Source organism: Paraburkholderia madseniana (assembly GCF_009690905.1).
Taxonomy (GTDB): Bacteria; Pseudomonadota; Gammaproteobacteria; order Burkholderiales; family Burkholderiaceae; genus Paraburkholderia; species Paraburkholderia madseniana.
On record NZ_VOSW01000323.1, the window covers coordinates 1 to 541 of the forward strand.

The 541-nt window shown below is 57.9% G+C and carries 1 protein-coding gene; it reads left to right on the forward strand.

The features are described 5' to 3' along the window. Positions 1–455, forward strand: a 455-nt coding sequence (locus FSO04_RS46040) for a group II intron maturase-specific domain-containing protein (protein WP_325063557.1), incomplete at its 5' end; no start/stop codon positions are given. Between the last annotated feature and the right edge of the window lie 86 nt (positions 456–541).

Below are 541 nucleotides of genomic sequence, written 5' to 3' on the forward strand. Positions count from 1 at the left end.
CTAAGTCACTGCTCGACAAGGTCAGAGCGATCATCAAAGGCCATACGAGCGTCACACAGGAAGTGCTGATACATAAGCTTAACCCGGTCATTCGGGGATGGGCAATGTATCACCGCCATGTGGTGGCGAAAGTGACCTTCTCATCGGTAGACTCGCACATCTGGCAACTGCTCTGGAAGTGGGCAAGGCGCAGGCATCCCACGAAAGGAGCACGGTGGGTCAGGAAGAAATACTTCCGGGTGGATGGATGGCGCTCATGGGTCTTTGCCACGGATAGTGCAGCTCGCGGTACTCACGGGCTGCAACGTTTCCAGGCATCGACGGTCCCGATTACGCGGCACGTCAAGATCTGCGGTAGCGCCCATCCATTCGATCCGATCTGGGATGACTACTTTATCCGCCGTCGTACCAAGAACCGCTCCATCAAACTGTTCGGTGCCACGGTCTGGTGCTGAAGAATGGCTTGAGCCGGATGCGAGGTGACTCGCACGTCCGGTTCTTAGGGGGCGGCGGCGCAGCAATGCGCCGCTGCTACCCGACA